This is a genomic window from Halobellus limi, from assembly GCF_004799685.1.
Taxonomy (GTDB): Archaea; Halobacteriota; Halobacteria; order Halobacteriales; family Haloferacaceae; genus Haloquadratum; species Haloquadratum limi.
The window spans coordinates 369,584-387,843 of sequence record NZ_CP031311.1; the positions used below are offsets into that span (position 1 = coordinate 369,584).

The 18,260-nt window shown below is 69.0% G+C and carries 17 protein-coding genes; 12 read left to right on the forward strand and 5 right to left on the reverse strand.

Translation table 11 applies throughout. The features are described from left to right. Positions 1-198: 198 nt before the first annotated feature. The 3 genes from serS (at position 199) to DV707_RS01870 (ending at position 2,653) form a co-directional block, all read left to right on the forward strand. Positions 199-1,581 carry a serine--tRNA ligase gene (serS, locus tag DV707_RS01860; protein WP_103990879.1) on the forward strand — a complete coding sequence of 461 codons (1,383 nt, stop codon included), beginning with the start codon at positions 199-201 and terminating at the stop codon, positions 1,579-1,581. Positions 1,582-1,729: 148 nt separating this feature from the next. Further along, the gene (locus DV707_RS01865; protein ID WP_103990878.1) at positions 1,730-2,035 is read left to right on the forward strand and encodes a HalOD1 output domain-containing protein; all 306 of its coding nucleotides are present in this window, start codon (positions 1,730-1,732) and stop codon (positions 2,033-2,035) included. 81 nt (positions 2,036-2,116) lie between these two features. Continuing rightward, positions 2,117-2,653 carry a DUF367 family protein gene (locus DV707_RS01870; protein WP_103991260.1) on the forward strand — a complete coding sequence of 179 codons (537 nt, stop codon included), beginning with the start codon at positions 2,117-2,119 and terminating at the stop codon, positions 2,651-2,653. Between the two features lie 39 nt (positions 2,654-2,692). On the opposite strand, the gene DV707_RS01875 is transcribed toward DV707_RS01870, so the two are convergent. After that, positions 2,693-3,055: a DUF5518 domain-containing protein gene (locus DV707_RS01875; RefSeq protein ID WP_103990877.1), complete on the reverse strand. Its 363-nt coding sequence runs from the start codon at positions 3,053-3,055 to the stop codon at positions 2,693-2,695. A gap of 115 nt (positions 3,056-3,170) precedes the next feature. On the opposite strand from DV707_RS01875, the gene DV707_RS01880 reads away from it, so the two are divergent. After that, a complete protein-coding gene (locus DV707_RS01880) occupies positions 3,171-4,145 on the forward strand; it encodes an NOG1 family protein (RefSeq protein WP_103990876.1) in 975 nt (324 codons plus the stop codon). 54 nt (positions 4,146-4,199) lie between these two features. Next, positions 4,200-5,459, forward strand: coding sequence for an MgtC/SapB family protein (locus DV707_RS01885; protein WP_103990875.1), 1,260 nt, complete (start codon positions 4,200-4,202; stop codon positions 5,457-5,459). A gap of 34 nt (positions 5,460-5,493) precedes the next feature. On the opposite strand, the gene DV707_RS01890 is transcribed toward DV707_RS01885, so the two are convergent. Together DV707_RS01890 and DV707_RS01895 are read right to left on the reverse strand one after the other, a co-directional pair. Then, positions 5,494-6,237: an SIMPL domain-containing protein gene (locus DV707_RS01890; RefSeq protein ID WP_103990874.1), complete on the reverse strand. Its 744-nt coding sequence runs from the start codon at positions 6,235-6,237 to the stop codon at positions 5,494-5,496. A gap of 117 nt (positions 6,238-6,354) precedes the next feature. Beyond that, positions 6,355-7,671 carry a TIGR00341 family protein gene (locus tag DV707_RS01895; RefSeq protein ID WP_200820849.1) on the reverse strand — a complete coding sequence of 439 codons (1,317 nt, stop codon included), beginning with the start codon at positions 7,669-7,671 and terminating at the stop codon, positions 6,355-6,357. A gap of 317 nt (positions 7,672-7,988) precedes the next feature. Between DV707_RS01895 and DV707_RS01900 the strand changes: the two genes are divergently transcribed. The 3 genes from DV707_RS01900 to DV707_RS01910 all read left to right on the forward strand — a co-directional run bounded on the left by DV707_RS01900 (position 7,989) and on the right by DV707_RS01910 (position 11,295). Further along, positions 7,989-8,732 carry a rhomboid family intramembrane serine protease gene (locus tag DV707_RS01900; protein WP_103990872.1) on the forward strand — a complete coding sequence of 248 codons (744 nt, stop codon included), beginning with the start codon at positions 7,989-7,991 and terminating at the stop codon, positions 8,730-8,732. Positions 8,733-8,774: 42 nt separating this feature from the next. Continuing rightward, positions 8,775-10,871 carry an ATP-binding protein gene (locus DV707_RS01905; protein ID WP_103990871.1) on the forward strand — a complete coding sequence of 699 codons (2,097 nt, stop codon included), beginning with the start codon at positions 8,775-8,777 and terminating at the stop codon, positions 10,869-10,871. A 190-nt stretch (positions 10,872-11,061) separates the two neighbouring features. Continuing rightward, positions 11,062-11,295, forward strand: coding sequence for a DUF7385 family protein (locus DV707_RS01910; RefSeq protein ID WP_103990870.1), 234 nt, complete (start codon positions 11,062-11,064; stop codon positions 11,293-11,295). A gap of 102 nt (positions 11,296-11,397) precedes the next feature. Here the strand turns inward: DV707_RS01910 and DV707_RS01915 are convergent, their stop codons facing one another. Beyond that, positions 11,398-12,732, reverse strand: coding sequence for a ribonuclease catalytic domain-containing protein (locus DV707_RS01915; RefSeq protein WP_103990869.1), 1,335 nt, complete (start codon positions 12,730-12,732; stop codon positions 11,398-11,400). Between the two features lie 135 nt (positions 12,733-12,867). Next, a complete protein-coding gene (locus DV707_RS18400; RefSeq protein WP_160113917.1) occupies positions 12,868-13,017 on the reverse strand; it encodes a hypothetical protein in 150 nt (49 codons plus the stop codon). A gap of 32 nt (positions 13,018-13,049) precedes the next feature. Between DV707_RS18400 and DV707_RS01920 the strand changes: the two genes are divergently transcribed. The 4 genes from DV707_RS01920 to DV707_RS01935 all read left to right on the forward strand — a co-directional run bounded on the left by DV707_RS01920 (position 13,050) and on the right by DV707_RS01935 (position 18,259). After that, on the forward strand, positions 13,050-13,793 hold the full coding sequence (locus tag DV707_RS01920) for an AzlC family ABC transporter permease (RefSeq protein ID WP_103990868.1): 744 nt from the start codon (positions 13,050-13,052) through the stop codon (positions 13,791-13,793). Further along, positions 13,793-14,128, forward strand: a complete 336-nt coding sequence (locus tag DV707_RS01925; protein WP_103990867.1) for an AzlD domain-containing protein — start codon at positions 13,793-13,795, stop codon at positions 14,126-14,128. The genes DV707_RS01920 and DV707_RS01925 overlap by 1 nt, the downstream gene beginning before the upstream one ends. 147 nt (positions 14,129-14,275) lie before the next feature. Further along, positions 14,276-16,246 carry an AMP-dependent synthetase/ligase gene (locus tag DV707_RS01930; RefSeq protein ID WP_103990866.1) on the forward strand — a complete coding sequence of 657 codons (1,971 nt, stop codon included), beginning with the start codon at positions 14,276-14,278 and terminating at the stop codon, positions 16,244-16,246. Between the two features lie 141 nt (positions 16,247-16,387). Next, positions 16,388-18,259 (forward strand): cation:proton antiporter domain-containing protein, encoded by a 1,872-nt coding sequence (locus DV707_RS01935; RefSeq protein WP_103990865.1) that lies wholly within the window; start codon positions 16,388-16,390, stop codon positions 18,257-18,259. The last annotated feature ends 1 nt before the right edge of the window (position 18,260 follow it).

Sequence of the window (18,260 nt, forward strand, 5' to 3'; positions counted from 1 at the left end):
CTACCCGGACTCCGGCCTCGGATATGTGTCTTTTCGTTGTGACACGTTGACATTCGCGGTCACCCGGCGCCGCGGCGGGTGTCGGCTCGACCGCCGCTCCCGGCCCGGTCTCGGTGACTCCGGTCCCGACGCGTCGGTTCGGTTCCGGACGCCCGCTGATGCGACACGGTTTTGCCACGTCCCGGAGAACCGACGGGTATGATCGGGAGACAGTTCCTCCGCGAGAACCCGGAGACGGTTCGGGCGGCGCTGGAACAGAAGGGCGTCGAGGACGTCGATCTCGACCGCGTTCTCGCCGTCGACGAGGAGTGGCGAGAGCTCAAACAGCGCGGCGACGACCTGCGACACGAGCGCAACCAGATCTCCTCGAAGATCGGCGATCTGAAGGCCGAGGGCGACGACGAGGCCGCCGAGGAGGCGATCGAGCGCTCCCAGGAACTCAAGGCCGAACTCGAAGAGATCGAAGAGCGGGCCGACGAGTTGGAGGCCGAACTGGAGGCGGCGCTCTTAGAGATCCCGCAGATCCCCGACGACGACGTCCCGATCGGGGAGGACGAATCGGAGAACGTCGAACGCCGCCGCGAGGGCTTCGACGACCGCCGGACGCTCCCCGCGGAGGTCGTCCCCCACTACGACCTCGGCGAGGACCTCGAAATCCTGGATTTCGCCCGCGGCGCGAAGGTGACCGGCGGCGGGTTCTACTTCACGAAGGGCGACGGCGCGCGCCTCGAACACGCCCTGATCCAGTTCATGATGGACGTCCACCGCGAACAGGGCTACGTGGACGTCTTCCCCCCGATCCCCGTCAACTCCCGATCGATGGTCGGAACCGGCCAGTTCCCGAAGTTCACCGAGGACGCCTACCGCATCGGCGGCGCGAACGAGGAGCCCTGGGACGACGACGACCTGTGGCTCTGCCCGACCGCGGAGGTGCCGGTGACGAACATGTTCCGCGACGAGATCCTGCTGGACGACGACCTCCCGCTGAAGCTGCAAGCGTACACGCCGAACTTCCGCCGCGAGGCCGGCGAACACGGCACGGAGACCCGCGGCATCGTCCGCGTCCACCAGTTCAACAAGGTCGAGATGGTGAACTTCGTGCGCCCCGACGAGAGTGAAGCGCGCTTCGAGGGCCTCGTCGACGAGGCCGAGGAGGTCCTTCGACGACTCGAACTCCCCTACCGCATCCTGGAGATGTGCACCGGCGACCTCGGGTTCACCCAGCGAAAGAAGTACGACCTCGAGGTGTGGGCGCCGGCCGACGATATGGACGACGGCCCCGAGGAGGGCGGCCGCTGGCTCGAGGTCTCCTCGGTCTCGAACTTCGGCGCGTTCCAGGCGCGGCGCGCGGGCCTGCGCTACCGACCCGAGCGCCACGAGTCCGCCGACTACCTCCACACGCTGAACGGCTCCGGGCTCGCCATCCCTCGGGTGATGGTCGCGATCTTGGAGTACTACCAGAACGACGACGGCACGGTGACGGTTCCGGAGGCGCTCCGGCCGTACATGGGCGGAACCGAGGTCATCGAGGGCCACGACCCGGTCGGCGAGTCCGCCGTCGGCGCCGGCAAGCGGGACTGATCGGCGCCCCCGCCGTCCGCGTCGCTCTCGATACGGTGTCGATAGGGAGCCGAAACGACCCATTAAATCGGATAATCCGGCTAAATCGGGCTTAATCAGTACCCCACTGTCGATCCGTTTCTTGTCCCGATAGCCGGTAGTGAGCGGTATGAACCACCGACCGACGGACGCCGACCGAAACGAGCGGTCAGACTGGAACGTCGTCGCACACCACGACTTCGGAGGCGCCACCGAACTCGACGCGACCATCGTGACCGCCCTCGAAACCGAGGGCTGCTGCGGCGACTCGCCCCTGTACGCCGCGGTCGACACCGAGCCCGCCGAGCGGTTCTTGTCTTCCGTCGAGGGCGACGACGCGAGCGTGGTCTTCACCGTCTCCGAGCGGATCGTCCGCGTGTCGGCCGACGGAACGGTCGAGGCCCGGGACGTCCAGGGACTCTCGGGCCCGGACTGATCCCCGCGCGGACGACGAACGGCTTTTCTCCCCGGCCCGCCTCTCCCGACTGTGACCGGCGACACGGACGATCGCGCGTCGATCGGGGCCGACGGGGGAGCCTCCGGCGACGATCGCTACGAGCTGCACGTCCGATACGAGGGCGACGACGACCCCGCGAAGTGCACCGCGCGGAAGCTCGCGCGCTTCGACCTCGTCGACCTGCACCGCTCGGACCGGGCGACGCCGTACGGCGTCGTCCTCAACCCCCACGCCGAGCGCGCGCTCTCGCCCGCGGACGCCGACTCGACCCGACTCGTCGCGCTCGACTGCTCGTGGGAGTCCGCCGGGGAGGCGCGTTTCTCCCTCCCCGGCGAGCACCGGGCGCTCCCGTACCTCGTCGCCGCCAACCCCGTCAACTTCGGCCGACCGATGCGGCTGACGACCGTCGAGGCGCTCGCGGCGGCGCTCGCGATCTTCGACCGGCGCGAGCGCGCGGAGACGTTGCTCTCGAAGTTCACCTGGGGACACACGTTCCTGGAACTGAACGACGAACCGCTCCGCCGGTACGCCGAGTGCGACGACTCCTCCGAGATCGTCGCCGTCCAGGGGGAGTACCTCGACCGCGGCGAGGGGTGATGTCCCAGCTTTCGCGCAACGCCGCCGCGCGCTCGCCGCTCACCGGGTGAGCAGGCCGCCGATCGCCCCGCCGATGGCGCTGTCGATCGCGAAAAGCAGCGTGACGACGACGCCGACGAGGAAGACCCCCGCGCCGCCGAGGAATCCACCCAACGGCCCGCCCGCGAGCCCGATCAACCCGCCGAGCAGCGCGGCGAGCACGGAGACCGCGATCCCGGAGATCGAGCCGGCGACCAGCCCGTTCCACGCGCCGTTCCCGATCCCGCCGGCGAGGTAGCCGGCGACGAAGCCGCCGACGAGGCCGGCACCGACCTGTCCGACGACCGGGAGCCACAGGCCGAACGCGCCGACGACGAGCATCACGACGAAGCCGATGCCGACCGCCCGCCAGTCCGTGTTCATACCCGGAGAGAGGACCCGGTCGGACAAAACCTCCGCGAACGGCCCGAAGCGAGCGAGGCACACGCGACCGCCGAACGGACGCGCTTTTACGGTTCGGCGATGTAACGTGACCAATATGATTTTCGAGTCCCTCCCGACGACGCCCCGGTCGGAGGAACTTCTCGACAAGGCGTTCTCCCGGGCGGCCCGCGCGGGGCGCGCGAAGTCCGGCCTGGAGGCCCAGCAGTCGATGCTTCAGACCGCTTCGTCGATCCTCTCGGACAACCTCGAGAACGTCGTCACGCAGTGGCCCGACTTCGGCACGGTCGACCCCTTCTACTACGAACTCGCCGACGCCATCGTCGACGTCGACGAACTCAGACAGAGCCTCTCGCGGGTCACGTGGACGAGTCGACAGATCGGCGAACTCCGGCGGGAGTACCAGCCGAAGCTCCGGAAGACCGACGCCGACACGGCGAGGAAGCACCGGAAACAGGCGTTCGCGCGGATGGCCGACCTCGTCGAGGACGTCGCCGACGACCTCGAACGGATCGGCGAGGCCCGCGACGCGCTGAAGACGCTCCCGGACATCCGCCCGGACGAACCGGCCATCGTCGTCGCCGGCTATCCGAACGTCGGGAAGTCCTCGTTCGTCAACGAAGTCACCCGCGCGACGAACGAGATCGCCCGCTATCCCTTCACGACGAAGGGCGTCCACGTCGGACACTTCGAACGGGATCGCATCCGGTATCAGATCATCGACACGCCGGGGCTGCTCGACCGGCCGGAGGCGGAGCGCAACGACATCGAGCGGCAGGCGGTGAGCGCGATCGAACACCTCGCGGACGCGGTCGTCTTCGTCGTCGACGCGAGCGAGGCCTGCGGCTACCCGCTGGCGGCGCAGCTGGAACTCCGCGAGTCGGTCGCCGAACGGTTCCGCGAGCGCGACGTCCCCGTGCTCACGGTGAACAACAAGAGCGACCGCTCGCGCGACGTCGAGGCGGACCTGCATATGAGCGTCGAGGGCGGCGAGGGCGTCGACGCGGTCCTCGACGCGGCGGTCGAGGCGGTCGACTGGACGCCCGACATCCCGCCGTCGCGCCAGGAGTAGCCCGCGCCGACCGAACACGCGCCGCTCGCAGCACCGAGATACACCCGGCAACCGATGTTCGACCCACTCACCGCTCCCCTGTCGGAAGTCGTCCTGCGACTCCTCGTCGCGACCAGCCTCGGCGCGCTCATCGGACTGGAACGCGAACAGAGCGAGTCGGCCGGGCGGTTCGCCGGCAGTCGGACGTTCCCGCTGTTCGCGCTGTACGGGGCGCTGACGTTCGCGTTCTTCGGCGGGACGCTACTCGCTGCGCTCGGCGTCCTCGTCGTTCCGCTGACGGTCGCATACGCCGCGAGAGTCTGGACTGACGGTGACCTCGGGCTCACGACGCTCACCTCGGCGCTCCTCACGGCGATCTTGGGGGCGATGACGATGCACTCCGACCGGGCGGCGACGCTCGCGGTCGTCGTCGGCGGCGCCGTCACTGTCCTCCTCTCGGTGAAGGACCCGCTCCACGAGTTCGCCGACCGGATCGACGCGAGCGAGCAACTGGCCTCGGCGAAGTTCATCCTCATCGTGCTCGTCGTGCTGCCCTCGCTCCCGGACCGCTCGATGGACGCCCTCTACGGCCTCAACCCGCGGTTCGTCTGGCTGATGGTCGTCTTCGTCACCGGCCTCGGGTTCGTCGCCTACGTGCTGGGAAGCGTCCTCGGCGCCGAGCGCGGCATCGCGCTCACGGGCGTCGTCGGCGGCTTCGTCTCATCGACGGCGACGACGGTGTCGATGGCGGGCAAGACCGCCCAGAACGAGACGCTGTATCGGATCTGCGCGTTCGCGGTGGTCACCGCGTCGATCGTGATGTTCCCCCGGGCGCTCGTCGAGGTTTCGGTGGTCAACCCGGACCTCCTGCCCGCGGTCGCGCTCCCGCTCGGCGTGATGACCGCCGTCGGAGCCGTCTCGGCGGCCCTGCTCTACTGGCGGACGGCGGCCGACGAGTCGATCGAGACCGAGGAGATGAAGAACCCGTTCCGGCTGCGGCCGGCGCTCGTCTTCGGCGCGGTCTTCGCCGTCGTCCTCCTGGTCTCGGAGTACGCCAACCAGTGGTTCGGCGCCTCGGGCGTGTACGCGACCGCCTTCTTCTCCGGGCTGGCGGACGTCGACGCGATGACGATCACGCTGAGCAGACTCGCGGCGCAGGGCACCGTCTCGACGGAGGTCGCGACCACCGGAATCGTCATCGCCGCGATCGCGAACACCCTGGTTAAGGCCGGGTTAGCGCTGTTTCTCGGGACCTATCGACTCGGCCGTCTCGTCTCGATCGTGCTGGGCGTCGTCGTCCTGAGCGGGGTGGCGATGCTCGTGGTTCCGGTGTGACCGGTCGACCGGAACCCGCGGCGACCGATCCGGCCTACTCCTCGGCGGTGAACGTCACGTCGACGTTCGCGGTGACCGTCACCGACCCGCCCTCGAACTGCGTCGGAACGCCGCCGGCGCCGCTGTCGGCGGCCGTCTCGCGCACCTCGTACGCCGGCGCGTAGCCGCCGCTCGTCGAGGCGGACTGGACGCCGGTCACGGTCAGGTCGGCGGCCGACGCGATGGCGTCGGCGTCGTCGCGGGCGGCGTCCATCGCCCGTTCGAGCGCCCGCTCGCGGAGTTCCGTCCGCGTCTCGTCGGCGAGCGTGAAGCTCACGCCGTACACCTCGGTGGCCCCGTTGCCGACGGCGGTGTCGACGACGGTGCCCGCGGCGTCGGGCGTCGTCTCGATCCGGTAGGCGTGGACGGCCTCGTAGCCGGTGACTTCCCGCTCACCGCTCTCCCGGGGAGCCTCGACGATCGGGCGGACGCCGTACGACGCGGTCGTCACCGCGTCGTCGTCGACGCCGGCCGCCCGGAGCGCCTCGCGCATTTCACTCGCCGCCGCGGCCACCGTCGACCGCGCTTCCTCGGCGCTGTCGGCGCGGGCGGTGACGGCGACGGTCACGACGGCCCGGTCGGCCTCTGCGGACACCTCGCCGCTCCCGCTCGTCGAGATCGTCCGCTGTGCGTCTCCCGATGGAGAATCGCCGTTCGCCGTCTGCAGCGGGGCGATGCATCCTGCCAGCAGGACGAGCGTCGCGATGGCGACCGTTGCGATACCGAGTCGGCGGTTCATACCCACTCCTTCGTCGGCTCAGGTATTGAACGCGCGCTTGACGCAAAGGACTCTTTGCGTCTTCGCACGGGCGCGTTACGTCTCCGCTCGCGGCGAGCCGGAAGCCCGACGCTTCGGTCAGCTCCCCGCTCGATCGACGCCGACGTACCTGATCTCCACGCGGACGTCGCCCCGTCCGAACGGGCCGATCGGATCGGGAGCCAGGGCGGTGACGCGCTCGCGTATCGGACCGGCGGCGGGCGGCGACGACGACGGCGGGTGTCCGACCGTCACGACGACCGTCTGCGGGCTCTGCACGGGGAACCCCTCGTAGGTCACGTCGAGGCTCAGAAGCGTCGCGTCCGGCGGTAGCTCCGACTCGATGGCGGCGGTCGCGTCCGCCTCGAAGTCGGCGGTCCGGTAGGAGCTGTACGTGAACGCGCCGAGCAACCCCGTGAGGACGAGCAGAACCGCCGCGAGCGCGGCGATCCGCTTGATCGTCGCCGACCGGGCCTCGTCCTCGCGGAACCACAGCTTCGGCCGATAGCCCATCCGCCAGAGGACGACGAGGGCGACGAGGTTGATCGCGAGGATGTTCACGAGCACGAGCACCGCCGATCCGATCACCGTCTGCGGTTCGCCCCACGCGATTCCGATGCCGACGACGGCCGTCGGCGGAACGAGCGCGGCGGCGATCATCACGCCGACGAGCGCCGAGGAGACGCCCGAGGCCAGCGAGACCGCACCCGCGGCTCCCGCGCCGAGCGCGATCACCAGCGAGAGGACGTCGGGGGCCAGTCGCTCTCTCACCTCGCCGATGGCGAACACCTCCTCGGCGGTGAGCGGGACGACGTTCGTCACTCGCAACAGCACCGCGAACACCGCGGCGGCGCCGATCGACAGCAGTCCGCCGAGCGCCTGCAGCTTGATCCCGCGGACGGCGAGTTCGCTGTCGTCGACGACGGTCCCGACGCTCGCGGCCATCGCCGGCCCGATGAGCGGCGCGATGACCATCGATCCGACGACGACCGCGGGCGAGTCGAGGAGCAACCCGGCGGTGGCGACGACGGCGCTCACCGCCGTCATCAACACGTAGGGCCGAACCGTCGGAGCCATGTCGTTCGCCCGCGCCACCAACTCCTCGCGGGCGATTCGGTCGCCGTTGCCGTTCTCTTCCTCCTCGGACTCGTACCGCTCTTCGAGGGCCTCGAACCGCTCTGAAACGACTGTCTCCGCCTGGACGACGACGGTGTAGGCGTCCCGCTCGATGCCGACGCCGCGGAGTTCGTCCAGGATCGGCTCGACCGCTGCCGTCGGGAGCGGGAAGGATACGACGGCAGCGTAATCGCGGCCGCTTGTCTCGTCGGAGACGGCGTAATCGACGTCCTCGTCGTCGAGAACGCCGAGAACCGCTTCCCGCTTTCCGGTCGGAACCATCACCTGAACGAGTCGCACACCCGTCGCTCTCGCCGGTGAAACAAGAATCCGGCGGGTCCCGACGGGCCTGGTAGCCCGATGTCGTTGGCGAACAGCCGGCACCCGCGACCGACGACGCGGCCGCGGGGTCGCCGTCCGCCCGCGGCGACCGACGGCCGACTCGTCGCTCTCCCCGCGTCGACGTGCCGGACAACCGCGTCCCGACGCGGGGTGACGCTCACGTCACGCCGACTCTGGCCCCGTCCCCGTTTATAAACCCTCGCCGGCGACGACGCCCGTTCCGCGCGGGACCGCCGCCCAAGCACTCATATCGGCGCGGGCCGGACACCCGTACGATGCGGCCCGTCTCGGTGGCGAACCTGATGACGCCGTTCGCGAACGGTCTGGGCTCGATCGTCGCCCAACACCGGTCGCTGTCGGCGCCGGTCACGGACCTCCTCTCCGTCGCGGTGTGTGGTGTCTACGCGATTCAGGCCGCACAGGCCGTTTTCTGGGGCGTTCCGTCGGTATTCGAGGCCACCAACTACGTGTACCTCCGCGCGCCGTGGCTCGCGTGGCCGCTGTCGCCGCTGCTTCACGGCGGGCTCGCACACGTCGTCCCCAACGTGATCACGCTGTTCCTGTTCGGTCGAGTCGCCGAGTCGCACCTCCCGTTCGGTCGGTTTGCGACGATGGCGTCCGCCGCCGCCGTCGGGTCGATCGTCGCCCTCGCCGGCTGGAGCGTCGCCTTCGGATCGGGGTCGAACGTCGCCGTGTACGGCATCAGCGGCGTCGTCTTCGCCGCCGGCGGGTTCGCACTCGTCCACCTCCCGCGCCACGAGCGCGTGACCGACCTCGAACTGCTGGCCGTCCTGTTCGGTCTCTGCGCCGTCGCGCTCGTCGCCGTCGAATCGTTCGTCGCGCTCGTCTCGCTGTCGCCCGCGAACGTGAACGTCGGACACGCCGTGGGCCTGCTCGTCGGCCTCGGAACCGCGGCGGTCGCGCGTGACTGCCCTGATTCACTCCGCCGCGACGGCTCGGTCTCCGACGCTGACGAGAGCCCGAGAGACCGCGACGCGGCGGTCCCGGAGGAAAGCTAGCGAATCAGTACATTCAATTTTCTCCCCCGGTGAGACGAGGTAGTGCAGATCAAGCGAGCGTTCCTGGTCTCGATTCTGGTCGTCGGGATCGTCCTCTCGGCGGCGGTGTTCGTCGGGTTTCAGGAGTACAAGGACACGCTCTACGAACACGAACAGCGCGGGGTCGACCACGCGGCGGAGCACGTCGGTTCGGCGCTGGAGACGCAGCTCTCGTCGCTGAGGCGCACGGTTTCGATCGCGGCCACGAACCCGGAGGTGGCCGATCACGGGAGCGCGGCGCAGCGGCGGGCGCTTTCGGCGTTCGTCGAGCGGTCCGAGTTCTCGGGCGTCTCCGTGATCGCCGCGAACGGCACGATGACGAACATCGTCTCGAACGTCTCCGAGGAGCGCCGGGACGCGCTCGTCGGCTCCGACTTCGGCGACCGAACCTACCACCAGCGAGCGATGAACGGCACGACGTACGTCAGCGACCCCGTGGCGGCGGACTCCGGAAACCACATCATCACGGTGAGCACGCCGATCCACCGCGACGGGCGAATCGTCGGCACGATGAACGCCGCGTTTCACCTCTCCGAACGGGAGTTCTTCGAGACCGTCGCCACCACCCTCGAAGACGGGCAACGACTGGAGCTGTACGCGCGCGACGGAACGCCCATCTACACGACTGGCCCCGACGGCTCGCCCGAATTCGAACGCGACGTCACGGTTCAGGGGACCGGGTGGACGGTCAGCGTCCAGGAGGGGCCGGAGTCGGTGCAGTCGACGATTCGGACCGTGACGTTCGTCCAGGCCGGATCGATCGCCGCCGTGTTGGGGATTCTCGCCGCGTTCGGTTGGCGGCTCTACCGACTGAGCATCGCCCAACTCTCCCGTCTGCTCTCTGGCTTTCGCAGGCTCGAAGACGGCCAGTACGGGACGGAGATCGAACTGCACGGCTCCGAGGAGTGGCGAGAGGTCGAGGTCGGGTTCAACCGCCTGAGCGAGGCCATCGCCGCGTCGCGGGCCGAGCAGATGGCGCGCCAGCGCGAACTCCAGCGCGAGCGCGACCGGTTCGAGGCGCTGTTCCAGGGCGTTCCGGAACCGGTCGTCGACGTCGAGATCACCGACGAGTCGACGATCCTGCGCGACGCCAACGAGGCATTCGAGACGACGTTCGGCCACGCTGTCGAGGCCGTCGCGGGCGAGGACATCAACGACCTCATCGTTCCCGACGACGCGGGGGCGGCCGACGAGGCCGAAACGATCGACGGGGAGGCGGCCGCGGGCGAACAGATCACCCGTCAGGTCCGACGAGAGGCGCGCGACGGGGTCCGAGAGTTCCTCTTTCGGTCCGCGCCGATCGACGCCGAGGGCGACGTCTCGCGACAGTTCGGCGTCTACGTCGACATCACCGACAGGAACGCGTACGAGGACCGCCTGCGCGAGCAGCGCGACAACCTCGACACGCTGAATCAGGTCCTCAGACACGACATCCGAAACGACCTCCAGTTGGTCACCGCCTACGCGGACCTGCTCGCGGAGCTCTGCGAGCAGCGAGACGGCGAGAGCGACGGCGAGGAACGGGCGTATCTCGAAAAGATCAGCGACAGCGCGGCGCACGCGGTCGAACTCACGGAGACGGCACGGAACATGGCGGACGTGATGCTCACCGACGAGACCGAGCGCAGGCCGATGCGCCTCCGGACGGCGTTGGAGAGCGAACTCGAGGGAATCAGATCGGAGGTCGATGCCCTGATCGTCACCGACGGGACGATCCCGGACGTGACCGTCTCCGCCAACGAGATCCTCGGCTCGGTCTTCCGGAACCTCCTGACGAACGCCGTCCAGCACAACGACGAGGACGTCCCGGAGGTGCGGGTCTCGGCGACGGTCGACGAGGCTTCCGGCGTCGTTCGGGTCCGCGTCGCCGACAACGGCCCCGGGATCCCCGATGACCGGAAGGAGCAGATCTTCGGGAAGGGCGAGAAGGGACTGCAGAGCGGCGGCACGGGCCTCGGGCTCTACCTCGTCCAGACGCTCGTCGACACCTACGGCGGCGACGTCTGGGTCGAAGACAGAGCGGGCGAAGACGACCCGAACGGCGCCGACGACGCTCCGGGCGGCGCGGTGTTCGTCGTGGAACTGCCGCTGGCGGAGTGAGAGGGAGTACCGTAGCCGACCGGCGATCCACGACCCTCGGCTGGCCGCGGTCTTCGATTCGAGTGAACCCGAATCGATGGATTTCTGCGACATCCCTGTGAGTCTCGGCGCGCGACGTCGCTCCGGTCGCCCGATGCCGACGTTCCGACGAGGAGTAGAATTATGACGGATCGCTCCGTTCGTGTGGACGATGGAGGACAGCGAGTACGACGAACTCACCACGTCGCTGACGCCGCACGAGTCGGCCGGCGGGGTGACGACGTACCGGAACACCGTGAGCATCGCCTGTCCCGCGTGCGGTGACCCGTTCGACGACCTGGTCATCTGCGAGGACGAGTACAACAGCTTAGAACTCAGTATGCTGCTCGACATCTGCGTGACGACCCACGAGGACGAGGTCCTGCTGTTCACGCACAAGCAGTGACGCAGCCGCTCGCCGCGTTCGCGGATCCGAGCGGGCGCCGACCGCAGCGAGAGCCGAGGATGGCTCGCTGTCCGGGCGATCGAACGGCGGTCGGCCGCCCGATCAGTCCCGCAGGTCGATCTCCTCGGGCGGCAGTCCCTTCTCGTTGACGACGTTTCCGTCGTCGTCGACGGTGACGACCCCGCGGTTGTTCACCGCGTGGGGATCGAGGTGGACCTCCTCTAAGAACTGCTTGTAGAGGCGTTCGGCGGTCTCGCCGTCCTTCTGGCGCTCGGAGGCGCGGTCGCACAGTTCGACGAGGTCCTCGGGGACGTCGTTCTCGTGGACGATCCAGTGGTTGATCAGATCGGAGAGCCGGCGGATCGGCGAGGTGAAGTGGCCGTAGATGTCGAAGTTCAGCGCGTAGTGCCCGCCGAAGGGGTCGTTCATGTACTTCGCCCGCGGCATCACCTTCAGCACCGCGCGCTGGATCTTGTTGAGCGCTCGCTTCTCGGAGTTCTCCAAGGCGTCGTTGACGGCCTTCCGGGGGTCCTCCCAGTTGGCCCCGGAGATGTTGACGCCGTCGAGTTCGGTGATCTCCCGCAGCGCCTCGTCCCACTGGTCGGGGGTCGGCTGCGGGTGGACGCGGTACATCGCCTCGACGCCGCGGTTCCACATCAGCTCGTGCGTGACGGCCTTGTTCGCCTTCAGCATACACTCCTCGATGATCGTGTGCGCGCGGTCCCGACTCGGGTTCAACACGAGCGAGCCGTCCTCCTTCCGTTGCTCGTGCAGCTGATCGGCGAGTTCGTAGACGAGGACGTTCTCCTCGTGTAGCGGAGCGTCGGGGTCGTCGAGGCGGTTCTCACACTGCGTGTAGGTCAGCCGCTCGTTCGAGTGGACGACCGACTTGTAGATGTCGACCTCCTCGAACGACAGCGTGTCCTTCTTGATCTCCATCTCTACCGTGTGCGCCAGGCGGTCCTCCTCGGGCACCAGCGAGCAGACCGTCTCCGCGAGCGTCGGCGGGAGCATGTGGATCGTATAGCCCGGGAGGTAGACCGTGTTGCCGCGCTCGACGGCCTCTTCCCACATCTTCGAGTCGGGGTGGACGTAGTGGGTCACGTCGGCGATGTGGACCCACAGCGTGTACGTCTCCTCGTTCTCGCGGATGCTCAGGGCGTCGTCGAAGTCCTGGGCGTCGACGGGGTCGGTCGTCCACGTCGTCAACTCGCGGAGGTCCTCTCTGTGTTCGAGTTCCTCTTCGATCTCCTCTTGGATGCCCTCCGTCCGCGACTTCGCCTCCGAGCGGACCGCGGGCGGGAACTCGTCGCGGATCTCGAACTCCGCGAAGAGTTCCTCGCGCTTCTCCTGTAACTGCCGGGCGACGTCGATAGAGATCTCGACGGGGCCCTGCCCCTCGGCCGTCCCGGCCTGTGACTGCGCGTCGTTCGACATACCTGGTCTTCTTGTGTGAGGTAGTTAGTCGTGTCGCACCCATACCGTGTGAGTTGGAGGATTTGAACCGGGAGTAGGGTTGAGAGGGCTTCCAGTCCCGATGGACGCTTCGCGTCCATCGACGTCCCGCTCGTTTCACTCGCGGGACTCCCGCCCGGGCGTTTTCTCCTCGGCGATCGCCCGCCGAGATTCGGCCGCCATCGGATCTCCAACCCCCGGCACCGTCGCATCCCCGACCGCGGCAGTCGTCGTCACGTCGCCCGACTCGGCCGACGCAAACCGCATCGATTTACCCCTCCCGCGCGGAATCTCCGCCCGTGTTCCGCTCTCGTCTCCCCGCCGAGGTCCGCCGCGGCGTCCGCGACGTCGCGCCGCTGCTGGTCGGGATCGCCCCGTTCGGCCTCGTCGCGGGCGCGGCCGCCGTCGACGCCGGGCTGACGCCGCTGCAGGCCGTCGGCCTCTCGCTCGTCGTCTTCGCGGGGGCATCGCAACTGGCCGCGATCGACCTCTTCGGCAGCAACGCCGAACTGCTCGTGATCCTCCTCACGGGCGTCGTGATCAACCTCCGGATGCTGATGTACTCCGCGTCGATCGCGCCGCACTTCCGCTCGCTCCGCTCCGTCTGGAAGTCGATCTGCGCGTACATCCTCACCGACCAGGCGTACGCGCTCTCGATCGCGCGCTACACGGACGCGGAGGCCGGACTCGACCCCGCGGAGCGCCGCCGCTACCACCTCGCGGTCGGCGGCTCCCTGTGGATCGTCTGGCAGTGCTGTACGATCCTGGGCGTCGTCGTCGGCGCGCGCGTCCCCGACTCCTGGGGGCTGTCCTTCGCCGTCCCGCTCGTCTTCCTGAGCCTCTTGATCCCCGCGGTCACCTCGAAGCCGAAGGCGATCGCCGCGCTCGTCGGCGGGAGCGTCGCCGTCGCGGGCGACGTGTTCGCCGTGCCGCTGGACCTGGGGCTCATCCTCGGCGGCCTCGCGGGCGTCGTCGCCGGCGTCCTCGCCGACGAGTGGCTCTCGACCCCGGGCGACGACTCGGAGATCGGAGGTGGCCACTGATGTCGACCGAGTACGGGCCGCTCGCGGTGTGGGGCGTCGTCGTCGCGCTGGGACTCGCCACGTTCGGCATCCGCGCGTCGTTCATCCACCTGTTCGGCCGCGTCGACGACGTCCCCGACCGGGCGACGAACGCGCTCCGGTTCGTCCCGCCGGCGGTGTTCGCCGCGCTCGTCGCCCCCGCCTTCGTCGCGCCCGAGGGCGCGATCGCCGTCGTCGGCAACGAGCGACTCCTCGCCGGCGTCGTCGCCGCCGGAGTCACCTGGTACCTCGACGACGTCTTCGCGACGATCGTCGCCGGGATGGCGACGCTGTGGCTGCTGCGGTTCGGGATCTGAGCGATCCGTCTCGGTCCCGCGGGGGAGCCGTCCCGGTCCCGCGGGGGAGACGTAAACGCCGCCCGCGTGTCTCGGGGTTGAACGGGGAACAACCGGCGGACGACGGAACCACTGTACCTTTAATTCACACCGGCGTCTCGTGACCGTATGGAGTGGCGGGACGCGGAGACGACGTTCGACGACGAGGTGCTCGGCGAGACGACGCTCGCCCGGATGTTCGACGAGAGCGCGGCGCGGAACGCCGACGGTGTCGCCCAGCGGTACAAGGGCGGGATCTACGACCGCTCGCTCGTCGGCGACGGGGCTCTCTCCGCCGCGCCCGACGGCGAGTACGCCGACCTGACGTACGCCGAGATGCGCGGCATCGTCCGACGGCTCGCGGCGGGGTTCCGCGACCTCGGCGTCGCCCCCGGCGACCGCGTCGGCGTCCTCTCGGCCACCCGGATGGAGTGGGCCCAGACCGACTTCGCGCTGCTCTCCGCCGGCGGCGTCGTCACCACGGTCTACACCTCCTCCTCGGAGTCGCAGATCGAGTACCTCCTCTCGGACCCCGACGCGAGCGGCGTCGTCGTCGAGAACGCCGACCTGCTCTCGAAGGTGCTCGCCGTCGAGGACGACCTCTCGCTCGAATTCGTCGTCGTCGTCGACGAGATCCCCGACGGGAGCGGGATGGCCGGCGCGGTGCGCGACCGCGACGACGTCCACACGCTCGGGGAGGTCTACGCCCGCGGCGACGAGGGGTTCGACCCTGCCGTCTTCGAGTCGTGGCTGGACGACCGCGACCCCGACGACCTGGCCTCGCTCATCTACACGTCGGGGACGACCGGCCGCCCGAAGGGCGTCGAACTGACCCACCGGAACTTCCGCGCGAACGTCGACGGCTGTTACCGGCGGTTCGGTCCCCGTCCGGACCGAGAGGGGGGTGCGATCTCGCCGGCGGCGACGACGCTTTCGTTCCTCCCGCTGGCACACGTCTTCGAGCGCCTCGCGGGTCACTTCCTGATGTTCGCCGCCGGCGCGACCGTCGCCTACGCGGAGAGCCCCGACACGCTCCGCGAGGACTTCCGGGCCGTCCGCCCGACCGTCGGGACGTCGGTCCCGCGGGTCTACGAGAAGCTCTACGACGCGATCCGCTCGCAGGCGTCCGACTCGGGAGTAAAGCGACGGATCTTCGAGTGGGCGGTCGAGGTCGGGCGGGCGCACCAGACCGCGGACGAGCCGGGCCCGCTGCTGTCCGCGAAACACCGACTCGCGGACCGGCTGGTGTTCGAGCAGGTTCGGGAGGCGCTCGGCGGCCGCGTCGACTTCCTCATCAGCGGCGGCGGCAGCCTCTCGCCGGAGCTGTGCCGCCTCTATCACGCGATGGGGCTGCCGATCCTGGAGGGCTACGGCCTCACGGAGACGTCGCCGGTCGTCGCGGCCAACCCGCCGGAGGAACCGCGGATCGGGACGATCGGCCCGCCGCTGTCGAACGTCGAGATCCGGCTGGATCGGTCGGTCGTCGCCGACGGTGCCGAGGAGTCCGACGGCGGGTCCGACGCCGCCGACGTCGGCGAACTGCTCGTCCGCGGGCCGAGCGTCTCGGCCGGCTACTGGAACCGCCCCGACGAGACGGCCGCGGCGTTCACCGACGACGGTTGGTTCCGGACCGGCGACATCGTCGAGCGCGGCCCCGACGACTACCTCACGTTCCGCGAGCGGGCCAAACAGCTCCTGGTCCTCTCGACCGGCAAGAACGTCGCGCCCGGGCCGATAGAGGACGCCTTCGCCGCCAGCCCCGTGATCGAGCAGTGCCTCGTCGTCGGCGACGGCCGCAAGTTCGTCTCCGCGCTCTTGGTCCCCAACGTCGAGGGGCTCCGCGAGTGGGCCGACAGCGAGGGGATCGACCTCCCAGACGACCGCGCCGAACTCAGCCGGGACGAGCGGGTTCGCCGGCGGATCCAGCGGGAGGTCGACGAGATCAACGAGCGGTTCGAACCATACGAACGCATCAAGGACTTCAGAGTCCTCTCCGAGCCGTTTTCGGCGGACGACGATACGCTGACTCCGACGATGAAGAAGAAGCGACGGAACATCCTCGACCGGTACGCCGACCGAATCGAGATGATATACGAGTAGGGGCTCCGCGACGTCCGGGTCCCGTCGCGCGGATACGTTCCGTCGGGCGGATGGATCCCGTCGGGCGGATGGATCTCGTCGCGCGGACACGTGGTTTTATACGGGATCGGACCCCCGAGAGAGAAGTATGGAGGACGAATAGTGGCCGCTGCCGGCGGATCCTTCCTGTTGCCGATCGTCGCGTCGATCATCGCCATCGGCGTGATCGCACAGATCCTCGCAGACCGGTTTCAGGTCCCGAGCGTCGTGTTCCTCATCGCGGCCGGCGTCCTCCTCGGACCTGAGGTCCTGGGCGTCGTCGGCCCCGACTCCTTCGGGAACGCGCTGGGGGCGATCGTCGGCCTCTCGGTGGCGATCATCGTCTTCGAGGGGGCGTTCCACCTCCGGTTCGAGAAGCTCCGCGAGGCCCCGGCAGCGACGCTGAAGCTCGTCACCTTCGGCGCCGCCGTCGCGCTCGTGGGAACGGCGACGGCCGTCCACTTCCTGCTCGGCGCGCCGTGGGACGTCTCCTTCCTCGTCGGCGCGCTCCTCGTGGCGACCGGGCCGACGGTCGTCACGCCGATCCTCGACGTCGTCCCCACCCGGGACCGGGTCGCCGCCGCCTTAGAGACGGAAGGCATCGTCAACGACGTGACGGCGGCGATCACCGCGGTCGTCATCTTCAACGCGATCAACGTCGGTATCGACGATCCGCTCGCCCTCCTGGCGCTGTTCGCCGAACGCCTCGGCGTCGGCGTCGTCGTCGGCGGGATCGTCGCCGGACTGCTGTTCTACGCGCTCCGGTACGTCGATCTCTCGCCGGGGAACGCGCCGCGGAACGCCCGGTTGCTCGTGCTCGCGGGCGCGCTCGTCGCCTACGGCGCCGCCGACACGATCGACACGGAGGCGGGCGTCGCGGCGGTCGCGACCGCGGGGATCCTCCTCGGGAACGCGGACATCCCCTACGAGGACGAGATCTCCGCGTTCAAAGGCGACGTGACGCTCGTGGTCCTCTCGTTCGTCTTCATCGCGCTCGCGGCGCTCCTCCGGTTCGACGTGCTCGTGTCGCTCGGGCTCCGCGGCCTCCTGGTCGCCGGCATCGTGGCGCTCGTCCTCCGACCGGCGCTCGTCTTCGCGTCCGCCACCGGCGGCCGCTTCACGACCGGCGAGAAGTGGTTCATGAGCCTGGTCGGTCCGCGCGGGATCATTCCGGCGTCGGTCGCGACGCTCTTCGCCATCGGCCTCCGGGACGCGGGACGGACCGGTGCGGCGGACCTGCTCGTCGGAACCGTCTTTCTCGTCATCTTCGTCACCGTCGTCTTCGAGGGCGGATTCGCCCGACAGATCGCAGAATACCTCGACATCATCCCAATGCGCGTACTCATCATCGGAGGCGGGAAGGTGGGCCGGACGCTCGCCGAACGCCTCGAAGACCGCGGAGAGAACGTAGTGCTCGTCGAACAGCAGAAAGAAGTCGTCGAAACCGCCCGGAACGCCGGGTTCACGGTCCACCACGGCGACGGGACCGACACGGAGGTCCTCCGTTCGGCCGGCGCGGAGAACGCCCGCATCGTGGTCGGCGCGACCGGCGACGACGACGTGAACCTGCTCGTCTCACAGCTCAGCAGCTCGAAGTTCGACCCCGAGACCGTCCTCGCGCGGGTGAACAACCCCGAGAACGCCGACGCGTTCGAGGAACTCGGCGTGCGGACCATCTCGGCGACGGTCGCGACGGCGCAGGCGATGGACAACTACATCGAGCGACCGGCGATGATGGACTGGATGGACGAGGTCGGCCACACCGGCGAAATCCAGGAGGCGGCGGTCACGTTCGAGGACCTGATCGGGCGGCCGATACGCGAGGTCGGCCCCGAACTGCCGGGCGACTGCCTGATCGCGCTCGTCCAGCGGGACGGTGAGACGCGGGTCCCGAGCGCGGACTTCACCGTCGAACGCGGCGACCGACTCACGATCATCGGCGGTCGCGAGGAGGTCCACGAGGCTGTTCGGTTCGTCGACCCCGAGGGGAGATAGC

Bases quoted from the DNA above. Each gene is read 5' to 3' on its own strand.
- DV707_RS01865 (WP_103990878.1), top strand. From the start codon at position 1,730: ATGAACCACCGACCGACGGACGCCGACCGAAACGAGCGGTCAGACTGG.
- DV707_RS01910 (WP_103990870.1), top strand. From the start codon at position 11,062: ATGGAGGACAGCGAGTACGACGAACTCACCACGTCGCTGACGCCGCAC.
- DV707_RS01915 (WP_103990869.1), bottom strand. From the start codon at position 12,732: ATGTCGAACGACGCGCAGTCACAGGCCGGGACGGCCGAGGGGCAGGGC.
- DV707_RS01890 (WP_103990874.1), bottom strand. From the start codon at position 6,237: ATGAACCGCCGACTCGGTATCGCAACGGTCGCCATCGCGACGCTCGTC.
- DV707_RS01930 (WP_103990866.1), top strand. From the start codon at position 14,276: ATGGAGTGGCGGGACGCGGAGACGACGTTCGACGACGAGGTGCTCGGC.
- DV707_RS18400 (WP_160113917.1), bottom strand. From the start codon at position 13,017: ATGCGGTTTGCGTCGGCCGAGTCGGGCGACGTGACGACGACTGCCGCG.
- DV707_RS01875 (WP_103990877.1), bottom strand. From the start codon at position 3,055: ATGAACACGGACTGGCGGGCGGTCGGCATCGGCTTCGTCGTGATGCTC.
- DV707_RS01880 (WP_103990876.1), top strand. From the start codon at position 3,171: ATGATTTTCGAGTCCCTCCCGACGACGCCCCGGTCGGAGGAACTTCTC.
- DV707_RS01885 (WP_103990875.1), top strand. From the start codon at position 4,200: ATGTTCGACCCACTCACCGCTCCCCTGTCGGAAGTCGTCCTGCGACTC.
- DV707_RS01900 (WP_103990872.1), top strand. From the start codon at position 7,989: ATGCGGCCCGTCTCGGTGGCGAACCTGATGACGCCGTTCGCGAACGGT.
- DV707_RS01925 (WP_103990867.1), top strand. From the start codon at position 13,793: ATGTCGACCGAGTACGGGCCGCTCGCGGTGTGGGGCGTCGTCGTCGCG.
- serS (WP_103990879.1), top strand. From the start codon at position 199: ATGATCGGGAGACAGTTCCTCCGCGAGAACCCGGAGACGGTTCGGGCG.